The organism is Mycobacterium sp. ACS4054 (assembly GCF_001667275.1).
Classification (GTDB): Bacteria; Actinomycetota; Actinomycetes; order Mycobacteriales; family Mycobacteriaceae; genus Mycobacterium.
Genome location: NZ_LZHV01000061.1, coordinates 39254 through 55293, shown reverse-complemented (window position 1 = coordinate 55293; position 16040 = coordinate 39254). Strand labels below are relative to the sequence as shown.

Genomic DNA, 16040 nt, shown 5'->3' with positions numbered 1-16040 from the left:
CCGTTCAATAGACGGCGATCTCGACCAGATTCCCGTCGACGTCGCGGCAGTAGTGCGAGGTCATCGGGCCGAGGGCGCCCGTTCTGGTCACGGGCCCAGCGACGATGCGGACGCCGCACTCGAGCAGGTGGGCGCGCACCTCGTCGGGGTTGCTTGCGGTGATGAAGCACAAGTCCTCGGAACCGGCCGCTTCGACGGATCCGGTGGCCCAGTCGGGGTCGTCGGTCAGGGCACCGACCGGGCGCAGATTGAGTTTTTGGTCCCCGAACCGCAGAGCGACACGGCCGGACGAGCCGAAGGTTTCTCGCCGCATGCCGAGCACCCGTTCGTACCAGGCAGCGGTCTGCTCGACGTCGTTGCAGTTCAGCACGACGTGATCGATGCGGTCCACCGCGAATCCCATCCTCGGCTCCCCTGTGGCTGCGCGAAAATCGTTCGCCACCAGGGTAATCCGACCAACCCCCCCGGCGACCTTCACCGCGGGGCGAGCCGACGGCTGAACCGCGCGGCATCCGTCCGCTCAGCAAATTCTCAACTGATTCTTCGGTGGCTCATGGCCTGTCTCCCAGCATCCGCAAAGCCACTGGCCGCAGCATGTTTTCATGGCGAAAGAGCTCACCTGCGCGGACCTGGTCGAGCGTTACCTGCGCAGCCGCGGGCGACGCTACTTCCGTGGCCACCACGACGGTGAATACTTCTTCGTCGCCAACGCCCACTCGTCCGCCTCGAGGCGCCTGCACGTGCATCTCGAGATCTCACCCGAGCACGGCGACGTGCTGATCATTCGGGTGATGCCGGCCTGCTTTTTCCCTGCCGCCGAGCGCCCCTGGCTGACGCATTTCTCGGATACGTGGAACCGCCAGGAGCGCGAGGTGACCGCGATCGTGCACGGCTCCTCCGACCCGCAGCGGATCGGCGTGGTGGCGCGCAGGTCGCACTGGATCCGCGACACCGTTTCCTACGAAGATTTCAGCGCCTTCGTCGACCACACCATCGCGGACGCGACCGACCTCTTCGGCGACTTGAGCCCCGCCGCCGAGCTGCCGACGGCGCACCCCCTGGTGCGCGACGCCGGTTGACCCAGCGTCCCAGCAAACGGATATGACATTCTCCTTTTTGGAGAGTAACCTATGTCGTGCAGGCGCCGGGTTTGAGATCCGCGTCACATCGGCAATCCATGGCAAATGGCAGGAACACGACAGCGGGGAGCCATGAAGGGCAACGGGGCTGAGACGGCCGATAACCACGAGACCACCAAGTGGGATCCGGCCTTCACCGAGCAGGTCGTCAGGGCCATCGGGCCGGTCATCAAACGGTGGTACCGGGCCGAGGTGCGCAACATCGACAACGTCCCCTCCTCCGGTGGAGCGCTGGTCGTGTCCAACCACTCCGGCGGCATGCTGACCCCGGACGTGTTGATCTTCTCCCCGGCGTTCTACGAGAGATTCGGTTACGACCGCCCCGTCTACACGCTGGGCCACTACGGCTTGTTCCTGGGTCCCCTGGACGGCTGGCTGCGCCGCGTCGGGGTCATCGAGGCCAGTCGCGAAAACGCCGCCGCCGCCCTGCATTCCGGCGCGGTGGTGCTGGTCTTTCCGGGCGGTGACTACGACTCCTACCGACCCACCTTCAGCGCCAACGCCATCGACTTCAACGGCCGCACCGGCTACGTGCGGACGGCCATCGAGGCCGGGGTGCCGATCGTGCCCACGGTTTCGATCGGTGCCCAGGAAACCCAGCTCTTCTTGACCCGCGGCAACTGGGTGGCGCGCAAGTTGGGCCTGACCAAGGCGCGCATCGACATCCTGCCGGTCAGCTTCGGTTTGCCCTTCGGCCTCAGCGTGATCTTCCCGCCCAACCTGCCGCTGCCCGCCAAGATCGTCACCGAGGTGCTCGAACCGATCGACGTCGCCGCCCAGTTCGGCGACAACCCCGACGTCGACGAGGTGGACGCGCACGTGCGCGCCGTCATGGAGGCGGCGCTGAAGCGACTCGCCGCTGCGCGCCGGCTCCCCATCCTCGGCTGACCGACACCACCGATGGCCCGGGCCTGCACGCCATGCGAAAGCCTCTACACCACAAGCTGATTCCAGCGCCGGCGCGGAGAGGTGGCGCGTGAAAAGACTCAATGGCATGGACGCCATGCTGCTCTACAGCGAGACGCCCAACCTGCACACGCACACATTGAAAGTGGCCGTCATCGACCCCGGTGATTCGCAGTTCGGTTTCGAGGAGTTTCGCCGTCACGTGCGCCGCCGGCTGCACCTGCTGGAGCCGTTGCGCTACAAGCTCGTTGACATTCCCTGGCAGCTGCATCACCCGATGTGGCAGGAGGACTGCGAGGTCGACCTCGACTACCACCTGCGCCGGGTGCAGGTGCCCGCGCCGGGCGGCCGTCGAGAACTCGACGAGGTGATCGGCCGGATCGCCTCGACGCCGCTCAACCGCGGCCGCCCGCTCTGGGAGTTTCACTTCGCCGAGGGACTGGCCGGCGGGCGGTTCGCCTTGGTGGGCAAGGTTCATCACGCGCTGGCCGACGGGGTGGCATCGGTCAACCTGCTGGCGCGCGCGATGGATCTCGAGGACGCCCCGACCGACGAACGCGAGAACGACGAAGCGGGTGTCACCGCCTCGCGGGCCGACCTGCTGCGGGCCGCCGCGCGGGACCATGTTCGGCAGATCACCGAGCTGCCGGGTCTTATTCGGGACGCAACGGTCGGAATGGCGCGGGTGCGCCGGCGCTCCAAAGAACGCGGGACCCACCCGGACCTGGCCGACGCGTTCGACGCCCCACCGACGTTCCTGAACCACGTGGTGTCGCCCCAGCGGCGATTCGCCAGCGCCACACTGCCGCTCGCCGACGTGAAAGCCACGGCCAAGGCGCTGGCAATCACCGTCAACGACGCAATTCTGACGATGGCGGCCGGCGGCCTGCGGACGTTGTTGCTGGCCTACGACGGCGCCGCGGACCGGCCGCTCATCGCCTCGGTGCCGACGGCCACGGACAAGTCGGACCGGATCACCGGCAACGAGATCAGCGGTCTGATGATCTCGTTGCCGGTGCACGTCGATGATCCCGCCGAGCGGGCCCGGCTGGTGGCGCTGGCGACCCGAATTGCCAAGGAAGACCACGAGATCATGGGCCCGCAGCTCTACGGCCGGATGATGGGTTACCTGCCGACCGCGGTCGCCCCGGCGGCCTTCCGCTGGCTGGGCCGTCGCGACGCCCCGAACAAGTTGATGAACGTCGCGGTCTCCAGCGTGGTCGGGCCGCGAGAGCGGGGTCATTTCGGCGGCGCGGCGGTCAGCGAGATCTACTCGACCGGCGTGCTCTCACCGGGCGCCCCGGTCAATATCACCGTATGGAGCTACGTCGACCAGTTGGGCGTCGCCGTGCTCACCGACGACCAGACGTTCAACGACGCGCACGAGGCGACGGACGCCATCAGCGCGGCGTTCGCCGAGTTGCGGGCCGCCGCGGGAATCCGCGCCTAGACCGAAAGGGCGGCGTCCAGCACCGAATAGAACAGCCCCAGGCCGTCGTCGGAGGGCCCTGTCAACGCCTCGATGGCGTGCTCGGGATGGGGCATCAGCCCGACGACGCGGCCGTTGGCGGAACTGACGCCCGCGATGTCGTGTAGCGAGCCGTTGATGTTCTCGTGGTAGCGGAACACCACCCGGCCTTCGCCCTGAAGTTCCTCGACCACGTCGGCGGGGGCGACGTAGCGGCCCTCGCCGGACTTCAGCGGCACCAGCAGGTCCGCGTCGGGTTCGAAGCGCGACGTCCATGCCGTCGAGGTGGACGCCACCCGCAGCCACACGTCACGGCAGACGAAGTGCAAACCCACGTTGCGGGTCAGGGCGCCGGGCAGCAATCCCGCCTCGCAGAGCACCTGAAATCCGTTGCAAATGCCCAACACTGGCATGCCCCGATGCGCGGCGGCCACCACCTCGCCCATCACGGGCGCGAACCGGGCGATCGCGCCGGCCCGCAGGTAATCGCCATAGGAGAAGCCGCCGGGCACCACCACGGCGTCGACGCCCTTGAGATCGGCGTCGGCGTGCCAGAGGCTCACCGCCTCGGCGCCGACGCGCCGCGCCGCGCGGGCGGCGTCGACGTCGTCCAGGGTCCCGGGGAAGGTGATGATGCCGATCCGTGCCGTCACTGCTTCTCCCGGCTGATCGTCCAGTCTTCGATCACGGTGTTCGCCAACAGCGATTCCGCTATCTCGGCCAGCGCCGTGTCGTCAACCGTGTCGTCCACCTCTAGTTCGAATCTCTTGCCCTGCCTGACATCTGAGATCCCGGGATGACCGAGTCGGCCCAGGGCGCCGACAATCGCCTGACCCTGCGGGTCGAGAATCTCCGCTTTGGGCATCACGTGAACGACTACCCGGCCCACCGGCGCTCCTCCTCAGGTTTGTTTCCGGGCCAACTCTACCGGCGAAACCGCAGCTCGGCCGTTACGGGCACGAGGCAATGTAGGCGTCGCACAGCGGTGCGATCATGGCGTTCAGCACCGAGTCGTCCGCCATCGCCGGCCACGGGACCTGCGGCGGACCCGACGACCAGAGGGTCAGTTCGCTGATCGTGCTGCTCGCCGGGTGGGCGACCAGGTAGGTGTGCATGACCACGGGACCGCTGATCACGGCCGCCATCCGATTCGCGTCGTCCCCCGTGATCGACGGTGACTGCAGCGGCGCCCGTTGCTGGCAGGTGCGCAACCCGGCGACGGCATTGCCGAATACCGACGCCGCGATGGCGCCGCCGTTGGCCGTGTCGCCGCGCCAGTGCAGGATTTGAGCCTGCAGTTGCCACTGACCGTCCGGGTGGGCGACCGTGGCGCGGGCGACCACCGCCGAGTCGCGGGGGTCGCGCGGCACCGGGGGTGCGGAACAGAGCTCCTCAAACCGGAATCGCGGGCCGGGCGTCGCCCCGGTCACCTGCACCGCGACGTTCGCCAGCGCGGGCCAGCCGTAGGCCGCGTCCAGCGGAATGGCGCGTCGCGGGATCCACGCGGAGTCGGGGATCTGGTCGCACACGGGTGGGCAGGCCTGGGGCTCGGCATGCGCGGGCACTACGACGATGAAAGCGAACGCGAGGCCGCCGACCACCACCATGGTCGCCAGGATCACCCGCATCGGCATCACTCTCCCGTCAGGGCACAATCGTAGACATGCAACTGACGCATTTCGGCCACTCCTGTCTACTTGCAGAATTTGACCACACGCGGGTGCTCTTCGATCCCGGAACCTTCGCGCACGGCTTCGAGGGCATAACGGGGTTGTCGGCCATCCTGATCACCCATCAGCACCCCGACCACGTCGATGTCGCCCGCCTGCCGGCCCTGCTCGAGGGCAATCCGGGCGCCGCCCTGTACGCCGATCCGCAAACCACGTCCCAGCTGGGCGCGCCGTGCCAGGCGGTGCACGTGGGTGACGAGCTGCAAATCGGCGAGCTGACCGTGCGCGCCGTCGGCGGCAAACACGCCGTCATCCACCCGGAAATCCCTGTGATAGAGAACATTTCGTTTCTCGTGGGCGACGGCGGCCACCGCGCCCGGCTGATGCATCCCGGCGACGCGCTGTTCGTGCCCGACGAGCCGGTGGACGTTTTGGCTACGCCGGCGGCCGCCCCGTGGATGAAGATCTCCGAGGCCGTCGACTACCTGCGAGCGGTGGCACCCGAGCGCGCCGTGCCGATTCACCAAGGGATCATCGCCCCGGACGCGCGCGGCATCTACTACGGCCGGCTGACCGAGATGACCACCACCGACTTTCAGGTACTGCCCGAAGAGGACGCGATCACCTTCTAGCGCGCCACGCACGCCGAGGGCCGCGCTAGGCGATGTCGTCGGCAACACCGCGACCGGCGGCCCGCCCGGAGAAGATGCACCCGCCCAGAAAGGTGCCCTCCAGGGCGCGGTAGCCATGCACGCCGCCGCCGCCGAACCCGGCCACCTCGCCGGCGGCGTACAGCCCGGCCAGCGGCGTGCCGTCGGCCTTCAGCACGCGGGCGGCCAGGTCGGTTTCTATGCCGCCCAAGGTCTTTCGGGTCAGGATGTGCAACTTGACCGCGATCATCGGCCCCGCCTTCGGATCGGTCAGCCGGTGCGGTGCCACGACCCGGCCCAGCCGGTCCCCCAGATACCCGCGCGCGGCGCGGATCGCGGTGATCTGGCCGTCCTTGCTGTACCTGTTGGCCACCTCGCGGTCGCGGGCCGTCACCTCCCCCTCGACGGTGGCGTAGTCCAGCGGCGACACGCCCGGCAGCTTGTTCATCGCGGTCACCAACTCCCGCAACGATTTTGCGCTGACGAAGTCCGCCCCACGGTCGACGAACGCCTGCACCGGCCCCGGGGGCCCGGAGCGGGCACGGTTGCGCAGCAACTCGAGCACGCTGCGCCCGGTCAGATCGGGGTTCTGCTCCTGCCCGGAGAGCGCGAACTCCTTCTCGATGATCTTGGCGTTCAGCACAAACCACGTGTAGTCGAACCCGGATTTGGTGATGTGTTCCAGTGTGCCGAGGGTGTCGAAACCGGGGTACAACGGCACCGGCAACCGCTTGCCGGTCGCGTCGAGCCACAGCGACGACGGCCCGGGAATGATGCGAATTCCATGCAGCGGCCAGATCGGGTCGTAGTTCGTGATGCCCTCGGTGTAATGCCACATCCGGTCGGGATTGATCACCCGCGCGCCGGCCTGCTGGGAGATGCCGATCATCCTGCCGTCGACGTGCGCGGGCACGCCACTGAGCAACTGCTCGGGAATGCGGCCCATCCGCTTGGGCCAATTCTTGCGCACCAGCTCGTGGTTGCCGCCGATGCCGCCGCTGGTGACGATCACCGCGGGCGCACGAAACTCGAACTGCCCCATGACCGTTCGTGAGGACGGCACCCCCCGGGGGGCGGCCGAGGGCTCCAACACGGTGCCCCGAACGCCGGTCACCGCGCCGCCCTCGACGATCAGCTCGTCGACCTGGTGGCGGTGCGCGAAGCGCACCGTCGAGCGGTCCCGCAACTGACGGGCGAAGATCTCGACCAGCGCGGGGCCGGTCCCCCAGGTGATGTGGAAGCGTGGCACCGAATTGCCATGCCCCTGCGCGTCGTAACCGCCGCGCTCGGCCCAGCCCACCAGCGGAAAAATCTTGAGCCCCCGGTCGCTCAGCCAACGGCGCTTCTCGCCCGCCGCGAAATCGACGTAGGCGTGCGCCCATTGGCGCGGCCAATAGTCCTCCGGCCGATCGAACGCCGCGGTGCCCAGCCAGTCCTGCAGGGCGAGTTCGTGGCTGTCCCGGATGCCCAGCCGGCGCTGCTCGGGGCTGTCGACGAAGAACAGGCCGCCGAACGACCAAAAGGCCTGCCCGCCCAAGTTCGCGCTGTTCTCCTGGTCGAGAATCAGCACCCGGAGCCCGCGGTCCACCAGTTCACACGCGGCCACCAACCCCGCGAGTCCGGCTCCGACGATGATGGCGTCGGCGCCGAACACCGCGGCCGAAGAATCGCTCATGTCGGACCAGGGTAGTGCCCGAGCTGCGGGGGTCGAGGGGACGCTTGGTCAGGCCGCGTCGAGGATCGCCTTGTCGCGTACCCAGCGGTACACCGTCGGTGCGCAGCCGTGCATCAACGACAGATCGACGGCGTCCACCATCGCCTGCAGCGGGCCCGGTTTGCGCAGGTGGCGGGCGGCGACGGCGACCCGCACCACGCCGCCGCGGCGGGCGATCCGCTCGGCGGACAGCACCACCATGCGGCACCACCACGGTTCGGTGAGAAAGCCCTCCCCGATGCCGAGCACGCGGGAGCGCACGGTGCTGTGCCGAACCAGGTCGGTGATCCCGTGCAGGTCGGCGAGAAGCCGAAAGCCGTTGTCCGGCAACGCCTTGACGACGCCGGGGGACACCACCCAACCGGGCGCCGCGAACAGCCGCGTGCGCAGCCCGAGGTGCTCGAGCACCCGGTCGGCGGCCATCAGCCGCAGGTTGGCCTCGTGGGCCCGGAGGATGGCGAATTCACCGCGGCGCTTCTTGGTGGCCGCGTCGTCGTAGCCGTGCAGCACGATGGCGTCGCCCGCGGACCGCCGGTTGGTCAGCCATTCGACGGTGCTCGGGTCGCGATCGAGGCGGTAGTCACCGCTGAGCCGGGGAGCCACCAGCAGCGACACCGGGACGTTGCGGGCATCCATTTGTGCGCAGAACGCCTCGACGTCGCCGAGGGTGCGTTCGCCTATCCCCGAGACCGAGACGATCAATTTTCCAGCCACACCCGCAGTTTGACGATCTCAGGTGTCGGAATGGTGAAGGACACGCAGACGGCAGGCGTATATCGGTACCCGCCCGAAGGCGCAGCAAACGGTTCCCAGAGGTCGGGGAATGCGATCGGTTCGATATGCTAAGCAACGCCATGGATCAGGCCCCGTACGCAGCGGCCGACACCCCGCTGCCCTACGTCCCCGCCCCGCAGCTGGGCGCGGGCGAGCGGGACTATCCCGACAAGCTCGACGCCGGCCTGTTGCGGATATCCGGCGTGTGCATCCTGGCCACCGTCATGGCGATCATCGACGTCACCGTCGTCAGCGTCGCGCAGCGCACCTTCATCGACCAGTTCGCCTCCTCGCAGGCCGTCGTCGCCTGGACCATGACCGGCTACACCCTGGCGTTGGCCACGGTCATCCCGGTCACCGGGTGGGCGGCCGACCGCTTCGGCACCAAACGGCTCTTCATGGGCTCCGTGCTGGCCTTCGCCCTGGGCTCCCTGTTGTGCGCGCTGGCCTCGAACATCCTGCAACTCATCGTCTTTCGGGCAGTGCAGGGCATCGGTGGCGGCATGCTGCTGCCGCTGGGTTTCATGATCATGACCCGCGAAGCGGGTCCCCGGCGCCTCGGCCGCCTCATGTCGATCCTGAGCATCCCGATGCTGCTGGCACCGATAGGTGGCCCCATCCTGGGCGGCTGGCTCATCGGCACATCGAGCTGGCGGTGGATCTTTCTGATCAACCTGCCGATCGGGTTACTCACCATCGTCCTCGCGGCGGTCATCTTTCCCCGGGATCATCCGGCACGGTCGGAGACGTTCGATCTGGTCGGTGTCCTGCTGCTGTCCCCGGGCCTGGCCACCTTCCTGTTCGCGGTGTCGTCCGTCCCCTACCGCGGCACCGTCGCCGACCGCCACGTGTTGGTACCAGCGGCCGTCGGCCTGGCGCTGATCGCCGCCTTCGTCGCGCACGCGTGGCGTCGCGCCGATCACCCCCTCATCGACCTGCGGCTGTTCCGCAACCCGGTGCTCACCCACGCCAACATCACGATGGTGGTGTTCGCGACCGCTTTCTTCGGTGCCGCCCTGCTGCTGCCCAGCTACTTCCAACAGGCGCTGCACCAGACGCCGATGCAGGCGGGCTTGCACATGATTCCCCAGGGGCTCGGCGCCATGCTGACCATGCGGCTGACCGGACCGTTGGTCGATCGGCAGGGGCCCGGCAAGATCCTGCTGGTCGGCATCGTGCTGATCACCGCCGGCTTGGGCACCTTCGCCGTCGGCGTCGCCAAGCAGGCCAACTACGCGCCCACGCTGCTCGTCGCGCTGACGATCATGGGCCTCGGCATGGGCTGCACCATGATGCCACTGTCCGTCGCGGCGGTTCAGGCGCTCGCCCCGCACCAGATCGCCCGGGGGACGACGCTGATGAGCGTCAGCCATCAGGTGGGTGGATCGATGGGCACCGCGCTGATGTCGATGATCCTGACCAACCAGTTCAACCGGAGTGACAACATCGTCGCCGCGAACAAACTCGCGGCGCTGCAGCAGAGTGCGGCCCGCCTCAACCTCCCGCTGGATACCGCGGCCGTTCCGCGGCAGACGCTGGCCCCCGACTTCTCGGCCCACCTGCTGCACGACCTCGCCCACGCGTACACGGCGGTATTCGTGGTGGCGGTCGTTTTGGTGTTGACCACATTTATCCCGGCGTCGTTTCTTCCGAAGCAGCCGGCAACCCAGACAGTGGCGGGATAGGTCGCCAACTTCCGATCGCGCCGGCGAACTCACCGGCGCGGGCACTCGAATCGAGTATGGTGAAGCACGCGCAAACATCAAGCGGGTAGCGCGGGCCGTTGCTTCGGGGGGCGCCGCCGCCGATCGCTACGACGATCGGTGCAAGGGTCTCGGGTCGTTTTCCAAAGAGCTCATCGGGTATGGATTCGTCGGTCGAGCTGAGAACCTGAGCCGGCGCTGTTGGCGAAAGTGTAAAAGGAGCCGAAAAGCGAATAAGCATAAAAGCCGGTGGCGGCGGGAACAATCTCGATATGGTACCGACATGTTGAGCGACGCCACGGAGAAGCCACTTAGCGCGGCTTCCCGTGTGCCTTTGCCCGGTGTCCCGGTGCAACCGGGCTCGGACGCACGCGAATACCCCGACAAGCTCGACGCGAAGTTGCTCAAGATCGCCGGCGTGTGCGGCCTGGCCTGCGTGATGGCGATCATGGACAACACCGCCGTGGCCGTCGCGCAACGCACGTTCATCGCGCAGTTCAACTCCACCCAGGCCATCGTGTCCTGGACGATCGCCGGGTACATGCTGGCTTTCGCCACGGTGATCCCCTTGATGGGGTGGGCGGCCGACCGGTTCGGCACCAAACGGCTCTTCATGGGGTCGGTTCTGGCGTTCACCGCCGGCTCACTGCTCTGCGCGCTGGCGCCAAACATCTTGCTGCTCATCATCTTCAGGGTGCTGCAGGGCATCGGGGGCGGCATGGTGGTGCCCCTGAGCTTCGTCATCTTGACCCACGAGGCGGGCCCGAAACGCGTCGGCCGGCTGATGGCGGTAGGGGGAATTCCCATCCTGCTCGGCCCCATCGGCGGGCCGGTCTTGGGCGGCTGGCTGGTGGGCGCTTACGGCTGGAAGTCGATCTTTTTGATCAACATTCCGGTCGGGCTGGTAGCGGTGGCCCTCGCTGCGGTGATGTTCCCGAAGGATCGCCCCGCTCGGTCGGAAACCCTCGACGTCGTCGGGCTCTTGCTGCTGTCGCCCGGCGCGGCAATCTTCCTGGCCGGGGTGTCGTCGATCCCCGGGCGGCGCACGATCGCCGACAGCTATGTCCTAGGGCCGATGATCCTCGGCTTGGCGCTGATGGTCGCGTTCGCCTTCCACGCCTGGTATCGCGCCGACCATCCGCTCATCGACTTGAGGTTGTTCAAGAACCGCGTGGTCACCCACGCCAACATCACCTTGCTGGTGTTCTCCGTCGCCTTCGTCGGCACCGGGGTGCTTCTTCCCAGCTATTTCCAGCTCGTCCTGCACGAGACGCCGATGCAGTCGGGAATGCGCATGGTCCCGGTGGGGATCGGCGCCGTATTGACGCTGCCCTTTGCCGGCGCGTTCACGGACAAACACGGGTCCGGCAAGGTGGTGCTGCTTGGGCTGCCGCTGATGGCGCTGGGCCTGGGGATCTTCACCTTCGGCGTCTCACGACAGGCCGACTACACCCCGATGCTGTTCGCCGGGCTGTTGATCATGGGCATGGGTATCGGTTGCACCACGACGCCGATCTCCTCGACGGTCCTGCAGGCGCTGAAGCCCAGCCAGGTCGCCCGCGGTACGACGCTGATCACCGTCAATCAGCAGGTCGGCGGCTCGATCGGAGCCTCGCTGATGGCGGTGATCCTCACCAACGAGTTCAACCGCAACGACCACATCCTCGCGGCCAACAAGCTGGCGGCGATGCAGCAGGACGCCAGCCACCGCGGGGTGCCGGTCGACCCGTCGGCGATTCCGCGGCAAAGCCTCAACCCCGATTTCGCGAGCGTCGTCAGCCACGGTCTTTCGCACGCCTACACGGTGGTGTTCGTGCTGGCCGTCGTGTTGATCGTGTCGACCATCATCCCGGCGGCGTTCCTGCCCAAGAAGGCCACGATCCAGGCCCTCGACGCGTAACGCGCATCTATGCCTTGAACACCATCGCGGTGATCCGCCGCACCGCGTCCGCCGGGTCGGCCGCACGTACCTGATCGCTGACGGCACCGTTGATCCAGAGCGTCGCGAAGCCGTGCACCAGCGACCATGCCGCCAACTGGGCGCCCGTGGGATCGGCTCGGGCGTTGGGATCCTCCAGCGTCGCCACCCCGCGGGCTAGTTCGGCCCCGGCGCCGGCCTCGGCGGCGATCAGTTCGGCATTCGACGCGTCGAGCAGCGACTTGTCGAACATGACCTCGTAATGCCCGGGGTGATCGATGGCGAAGCGCACGTAGGCGAGGGCCGCATCGGCGAAGTCGCCTCGCGCCTCGATCAGGGCGGCCGCCAGCAGTTGGAAACCCTCGATCGCCAGCGCGGTGAACAGGCCCCGCCGGTCGGTGAAGTGGTGCGCGGGCGCGGCGTGGGACACCCCCGCGCCCCGGGCCAGTTCGCGCAGCGACAGGCCGTCCGCGCCCCGCTCGGCAACCAGCCGGGCGGCCTCCGCCAGGATCACGGCGCGCAGGTCCCCGTGATGGTAGGTCGAACGTGGCATGTCGCCAGCATAGCGGTCGATCTTGACAGTGGCTAGATAGGGGCGGTACCTTGGCGCCACCAGAACTTGTCACTGCCTAGATTAGGAGGGTGTGATGGCACCCTTGATCGTGCTGTTAGCAGCCAGCCTCGTCGCTCGACTTGTCGGCTGGGCCGGCCTTACCTATGTCAACAGCTGGACCGCTGCGATAGCCGTCGGCCTGGCCGTGATGTTCGTGTTGACCGGGATCGCGCACTTCGCCCCACCGATGCGGGCGGACCTGGTGGCCATCGTGCCGCCCCGCTTGCCGGCGCCGGGCCTGTTGGTCACCGTCACCGGCGTGCTGGAGCTGCTCGGGGCGGTGGGCCTGTTGCTGCCGGCCACCCGCGTCGTCGCGGCGCTTTGCCTGCTGGCGTTGATGCTGGCCATGTTTCCGGCCAACCTCTACGCGGCCGGAATGCCCGACCCACCCAAGTCGATGACGACGCGGCTACCCTTGCGGATCGCCGCCGAGATCGTCTTCCTGGCCGCCGCCACCGTGGTGGCCGTCGGCGGCAGCTAGTAACCAGGCGTATTGGAACGCGGTCTCCTGCCACGCCTTATAGCGTCCGCTGACTCCGCCGTGCCCGGCGTTCATCTGGGTCTTCAGCAGGATCGGACTGCCGTCTGCGTTGGCATGCCGCAGGGCCGCCACCCACTTCGCGGGTTCCACGTAGTAGACCCTGGTGTCGTTCAGGGAGGTCATCGCCAGGATGGCCGGATACCGCTTGGCCTCGACGTTCTCGTAGGGCGAATATGACTTCATGTAGGCGTAGACGTCCTTGTCCTGCAATGGGTTTCCCCATTCGTCCCATTCGGTGACGGTCAGCGGCAAAGAAGGGTCCAGGATGGTGGTCAGCGGGTCGACGAACGGGACCTGGGCGAGGATTCCCGCGAAGAGGTCCGGCGCCAGGTTGGCGACCGCCCCCATCAGTAAGCCCCCCGCGCTACCACCCAGCGCGACCAGCTGATGCGGCCGGGTGACTCCGGTGTCCACCAAATGCCTTGCCACCGCGACGAAGTCGGTGAAGGTGTTCTTCTTCTCCAACAGCTTGCCGTGCTCGTACCACGGCCGCCCCATCTCACCGCCGCCGCGGACGTGGGCGATGGCGAACACCATGCCGCGGTCCAGCAGCGACAGCCGCGCAATGGAGAAGCTCGGATCGGTGCAGATTTCGTAGGCTCCGTACCCGTAAAGCAGTGCAGGAGACGGGAATTCGATGCCGGCACGGTACACGATGGACACTGGGACTAGGGTGCCGTCGTCCGCGGTCGCCCAATCGCGCCGCTCCACGTAATCGGCGGTGCTGTAACCGCCGAGCACGGGTTGCTCGCGCAGCAACGTCCGTTCGCCGGTGGCAAAGTCGATGTCGTATACCCGGGCCGGGACGACTAGCGACCCCGCCCTGATCCGCAGCTTGGGCGCATCCCAGTTCGGGTTGCCGGCGAGGCCGGCCGACATCAGCTCGGAGTCGAACGTAATCTCCTCGGGCTCCGAGTATTCGCCGTCGGAGTCGATGTCCCACACCTGGAGCCGCGGCAACGCCTCGCGCCGGTAGCTGACCACCAGATGGCCGGCGAAGGCGTCCACGCCGTCGAGCCGGACGTCGTCGCGGTGACCGATGAGCGTGCGCTGCCGGGTGGGGTCGCTGACGGGCGCCTCGGTCAACGTGAAGTTCACCGCGTCCTCGTTGTGCAGGATCAAGAACCGGTCCTGGCCGCCGACCACGGCGTGCTCGACCGCGTACTCGATGCCTTCCCGCCGGGGTAGCACGACGGTGAACGCCGCATGCGGATCCGCGGCTTCGGCGTACCGGAATTCCGAGGTGATGGAGGAACCCGACGCGATGAACACGTAGGCCTCACTCCGGGTCAGCCCCACGCCGAGCCAAAACCGTTCGTCCGCCTCGTGATACACCAGTTCTGACGGTTCACCCGAACCCACGCGGTAGCGCCAGACCTTGTCCGGTCGGTGGGCCGCATCCAGGGTCAGGTAGTAGACGGTCCGATTGTCGGCCGCCCAAGTCGCACCCGCCCCGATGTCGGCGATCTCGTCCGGATACACGTCGCCGGTGCGCAAGTCCTTGAAGCGCAGCGTATAGCGTTCGTCGCCGAGGGTGTCGACGGAATACGCCAACAGATTCCCGTCCAGGCTCACGGTGGCGGCACCGAGCGCGAAGAATTCGTGGCCGTGCGCCTCGGCGTTGGAATCCAGCAGGATCTGCTCGCCGGGAATTTCGGTGTCCTCTTCCAAAGCCGGCGGATCCCAGTCATCGGGATCGCTTACCGGGCAACGGCACTGAACCCGGTACTGCTTCCCCTCGAACGTGCGGGCGTAGTACCACCAGTCGCCCTGCCGCGTCGGAACCGAAAGATCGGTCTCCTTGGTACGCGCCTTGATCTCATCAAAGATCTTCTGCCGCAGCGGTTCCAGATCCGCCGTCATCTGGTCGACGTAGTCGTTCTCCGCCTCGAGGTAGGCGATGACGTCGGGGCTGGACTTGTCGCGCAACCATTCATAGGGATCGATGAAGACGTCCCCATGGTGCTGGCGGCGGGTCTCCTGCCGCTTGGCGACCGGCGGCACGGGTGTTTGCGTCATGCGCCGATCCAGTCGCCGAAGCGCAGACCCGAAATGCGTTCGTAGGCATCGATATAACGGTCCCGTGTGGCGTCGATGATGTCTTCGGGCAACGGCGGTGGTGGTTGCGAGCCGTGGCGGTCCCAGCCGGACTCGGGGCTGGTGAGCCAGTTGCGGACGAACTGCTTGTCGAAACTCGTCTGCACCACCCCGACCCGGTAGTCCTCGGCGGGCCAGTATCGCGAGGAATCCGGGGTGAAGATCTCGTCGGCCAGCAACAGGTTGCCGCGTGCGTCGGTGCCGAATTCAAACTTGGTGTCGGCGATGATGATTCCCTTCGTCAGCGCGTGATCGGCGGCCTGAACGTAAGTCTGCAGCGTGCGGTCGCGCAGCTGGTTGGCGCGCACGCCACCCACCAACTCGATCACCCTGTCGAACGAGATGTTCTCGTCGTGGTCGCCCAGCGCGGCTTTGGTTGCCGGCGTGAACAGCGGTTCGGAAAACTTGCTGGCCTCTACCAGGCCGGGCGGCAGGGTGATGCCGCAGACCTTGCCCGTCGCCTGATAGTCGAGCAAACCCGACCCGGTCAGGTAACCGCGCGCCACGCACTCCACGGGCAGCATGTCCAGCCGCCGCACCACCAGGCCGCGCCCCAGCGCCTCCTCCGGGATGCGCGGGTCGTCCGGCGGCCCGGCCAAGTGATTGGGGGCGTCGACCAGACCGAAGAAGAAGACGCTCATCGCGGTCAGGATGCGGCCCTTGTCCGGGATCGTGCTGTCCAGGACGTAGTCGTACGCCGAGATCCGGTCGGTCGCGACCAGCAGCAGGTGATCGTCGTCGACGCGATAAATCTCGCGGACCTTGCCGCTGGCCAGGTGCTGGTAGTCGGACAGTGCAGGGCGCATCGGGCCAGCCTATCGGTCACCTGGACACGGGACTTGTGGCG

Annotated in this window: 15 protein-coding genes and 1 pseudogene; 7 read left to right on the top strand and 9 right to left on the bottom strand. The window is 67.3% G+C overall.

Translation table 11 applies throughout. The features are described from left to right. Nucleotides 1-4 precede the first annotated feature (4 nt). Nucleotides 5-403, bottom strand: coding sequence for a VOC family protein (locus A5730_RS18795; RefSeq protein ID WP_067903629.1), 399 nt, complete (start codon nt 401-403; stop codon nt 5-7). 199 nt (nt 404-602) lie between these two features. Between A5730_RS18795 and A5730_RS18790 the strand changes: the two genes are divergently transcribed. From A5730_RS18790 to A5730_RS18780, 3 genes are all read left to right on the top strand, one after another. Then, on the top strand, nt 603-1079 hold the full coding sequence (locus A5730_RS18790) for a hypothetical protein (RefSeq protein WP_067903625.1): 477 nt from the start codon (nt 603-605) through the stop codon (nt 1077-1079). 132 nt (nt 1080-1211) lie between these two features. Then, on the top strand, nt 1212-2027 hold the full coding sequence (locus A5730_RS18785) for a lysophospholipid acyltransferase family protein (RefSeq protein WP_067903621.1): 816 nt from the start codon (nt 1212-1214) through the stop codon (nt 2025-2027). A gap of 88 nt (nt 2028-2115) precedes the next feature. Beyond that, on the top strand, nt 2116-3495 hold the full coding sequence (locus tag A5730_RS18780; RefSeq protein ID WP_197506294.1) for a wax ester/triacylglycerol synthase family O-acyltransferase: 1380 nt from the start codon (nt 2116-2118) through the stop codon (nt 3493-3495). Here A5730_RS18780 and purQ read toward each other — a convergent pair. The 3 genes and pseudogenes from purQ to A5730_RS18765 all read right to left on the bottom strand — a co-directional run bounded on the left by purQ (nt 3492) and on the right by A5730_RS18765 (nt 5200). Further along, nucleotides 3492-4166 carry a phosphoribosylformylglycinamidine synthase subunit PurQ gene (purQ, locus tag A5730_RS18775; protein WP_067903615.1) on the bottom strand — a complete coding sequence of 225 codons (675 nt, stop codon included), beginning with the start codon at nt 4164-4166 and terminating at the stop codon, nt 3492-3494. The genes A5730_RS18780 and purQ overlap by 4 nt on opposite strands. Next, on the bottom strand, nt 4163-4402 hold the full coding sequence (gene purS, locus A5730_RS18770) for a phosphoribosylformylglycinamidine synthase subunit PurS (RefSeq protein WP_067903611.1): 240 nt from the start codon (nt 4400-4402) through the stop codon (nt 4163-4165). The genes purQ and purS overlap by 4 nt, the downstream gene beginning before the upstream one ends. Before the next feature lie 61 nt (nt 4403-4463). Next, a pseudogene (locus A5730_RS18765) lies at nt 4464-5200 on the bottom strand (ATPase). Between A5730_RS18765 and A5730_RS18760 the strand changes: the two are divergent. After that, on the top strand, nt 5177-5815 hold the full coding sequence (locus A5730_RS18760; RefSeq protein ID WP_067903606.1) for an MBL fold metallo-hydrolase: 639 nt from the start codon (nt 5177-5179) through the stop codon (nt 5813-5815). The pseudogene A5730_RS18765 and the gene A5730_RS18760 overlap by 24 nt on opposite strands. A gap of 25 nt (nt 5816-5840) precedes the next feature. Here A5730_RS18760 and A5730_RS18755 read toward each other — a convergent pair whose 3' ends face one another. Together A5730_RS18755 and A5730_RS18750 are read right to left on the bottom strand one after the other, a co-directional pair. Beyond that, a complete protein-coding gene (locus A5730_RS18755; protein WP_067903603.1) occupies nt 5841-7508 on the bottom strand; it encodes an FAD-binding dehydrogenase in 1668 nt (555 codons plus the stop codon). A 48-nt stretch (nt 7509-7556) separates the two neighbouring features. Continuing rightward, complete coding sequence (locus A5730_RS18750) at nt 7557-8261, bottom strand: DUF2334 domain-containing protein (RefSeq protein WP_067903601.1); 705 nt, start codon at nt 8259-8261, stop codon at nt 7557-7559. A 125-nt stretch (nt 8262-8386) separates the two neighbouring features. On the opposite strand from A5730_RS18750, the gene A5730_RS18745 reads away from it, so the two are divergent. Both A5730_RS18745 and A5730_RS18740 read left to right on the top strand, forming a co-directional pair. After that, on the top strand, nt 8387-10006 hold the full coding sequence (locus A5730_RS18745) for a DHA2 family efflux MFS transporter permease subunit (protein WP_067903598.1): 1620 nt from the start codon (nt 8387-8389) through the stop codon (nt 10004-10006). Nucleotides 10007-10307: 301 nt separating this feature from the next. Then, nucleotides 10308-11924 (top strand): DHA2 family efflux MFS transporter permease subunit, encoded by a 1617-nt coding sequence (locus tag A5730_RS18740; protein WP_067903596.1) that lies wholly within the window; start codon nt 10308-10310, stop codon nt 11922-11924. A gap of 7 nt (nt 11925-11931) precedes the next feature. Here the strand turns inward: A5730_RS18740 and A5730_RS18735 are convergent, their stop codons facing one another. Further along, nucleotides 11932-12495 carry a TetR/AcrR family transcriptional regulator gene (locus A5730_RS18735; RefSeq protein WP_067903593.1) on the bottom strand — a complete coding sequence of 188 codons (564 nt, stop codon included), beginning with the start codon at nt 12493-12495 and terminating at the stop codon, nt 11932-11934. A 94-nt stretch (nt 12496-12589) separates the two neighbouring features. On the opposite strand from A5730_RS18735, the gene A5730_RS18730 reads away from it, so the two are divergent. Beyond that, a complete protein-coding gene (locus A5730_RS18730; RefSeq protein WP_067903591.1) occupies nt 12590-13036 on the top strand; it encodes a DoxX family protein in 447 nt (148 codons plus the stop codon). On the opposite strand, the gene A5730_RS18725 is transcribed toward A5730_RS18730, so the two are convergent. Both A5730_RS18725 and A5730_RS18720 read right to left on the bottom strand, forming a co-directional pair. Further along, nucleotides 12965-15115, bottom strand: a complete 2151-nt coding sequence (locus A5730_RS18725; RefSeq protein ID WP_067903589.1) for a S9 family peptidase — start codon at nt 15113-15115, stop codon at nt 12965-12967. The genes A5730_RS18730 and A5730_RS18725 overlap by 72 nt on opposite strands. Then, on the bottom strand, nt 15112-15999 hold the full coding sequence (locus A5730_RS18720; protein ID WP_067903586.1) for a phosphoribosylaminoimidazolesuccinocarboxamide synthase: 888 nt from the start codon (nt 15997-15999) through the stop codon (nt 15112-15114). Before A5730_RS18720 ends, A5730_RS18725 begins: the two co-directional genes overlap by 4 nt. Between the last annotated feature and the right edge of the window lie 41 nt (nt 16000-16040).

Coding starts and splice junctions, on each gene's coding strand:
- A5730_RS18795 (WP_067903629.1), bottom strand. CDS start 403: ATGGGATTCGCGGTGGACCGCATCGATCACGTCGTGCTGAACTGCAAC.
- A5730_RS18790 (WP_067903625.1), top strand. CDS start 603: ATGGCGAAAGAGCTCACCTGCGCGGACCTGGTCGAGCGTTACCTGCGC.
- A5730_RS18785 (WP_067903621.1), top strand. CDS start 1,212: ATGAAGGGCAACGGGGCTGAGACGGCCGATAACCACGAGACCACCAAG.
- A5730_RS18760 (WP_067903606.1), top strand. CDS start 5,177: ATGCAACTGACGCATTTCGGCCACTCCTGTCTACTTGCAGAATTTGAC.
- A5730_RS18755 (WP_067903603.1), bottom strand. CDS start 7,508: ATGAGCGATTCTTCGGCCGCGGTGTTCGGCGCCGACGCCATCATCGTC.
- A5730_RS18745 (WP_067903598.1), top strand. CDS start 8,387: ATGCTAAGCAACGCCATGGATCAGGCCCCGTACGCAGCGGCCGACACC.
- A5730_RS18740 (WP_067903596.1), top strand. CDS start 10,308: ATGTTGAGCGACGCCACGGAGAAGCCACTTAGCGCGGCTTCCCGTGTG.
- A5730_RS18735 (WP_067903593.1), bottom strand. CDS start 12,495: ATGCCACGTTCGACCTACCATCACGGGGACCTGCGCGCCGTGATCCTG.
- A5730_RS18730 (WP_067903591.1), top strand. CDS start 12,590: ATGGCACCCTTGATCGTGCTGTTAGCAGCCAGCCTCGTCGCTCGACTT.
- A5730_RS18725 (WP_067903589.1), bottom strand. CDS start 15,115: ATGACGCAAACACCCGTGCCGCCGGTCGCCAAGCGGCAGGAGACCCGC.
- A5730_RS18720 (WP_067903586.1), bottom strand. CDS start 15,999: ATGCGCCCTGCACTGTCCGACTACCAGCACCTGGCCAGCGGCAAGGTC.